This is a genomic window from Cobetia sp. SIMBA_158 (assembly GCF_046566945.1).
Classification (GTDB): Bacteria; Pseudomonadota; Gammaproteobacteria; order Pseudomonadales; family Halomonadaceae; genus Cobetia; species Cobetia amphilecti.
In genome coordinates this window covers 1-402 of sequence record NZ_JAWJYL010000083.1, presented here as the reverse complement: position 1 = coordinate 402, position 402 = coordinate 1, and the positions used below count along the sequence as shown (strand labels likewise).

Below are 402 nucleotides of genomic sequence, written 5' to 3'. Positions count from 1 at the left end.
AAACAACCTAACAGGGATAGATCGATCATTCGGTAAAGATTCATATCGATATTTAATCCCACCACTATTAATTGAAGTAATTGTGATTTTCTTGCCAGTTTCATCAACGGCTAGTTTTGTGTATCCTCCAGCAATCAGCTCGTAATTGCCAGTAATTTTCTTCATGCCAACAAACACTGAACTGCTTTCAACAGGTACGTAATTAAGTCTTTCAGTGCCTTCGTTATATGCAAGAACTTTATTGTTGCCAATACCAGATTCATCAACTAAAACTGTGCCTACTTGAGCAGGATCGTGCAGGTTAGTATGAGTGTGATTAGTATTAGACTTGAAATTTAATGAGTCATTAATTTTATCGCTTGACCATGTAGACACCTTATCAACGTTATTGTCATTAATAGC

General features: G+C 36.1%; 1 protein-coding gene. It reads right to left on the bottom strand.

What is annotated here, in order from left to right; genetic code table 11:
- A partial coding sequence (locus tag R2R70_RS19075) for a hypothetical protein (RefSeq protein ID WP_410978760.1) occupies positions 1 to 402 on the bottom strand: 402 nt, incomplete at both ends.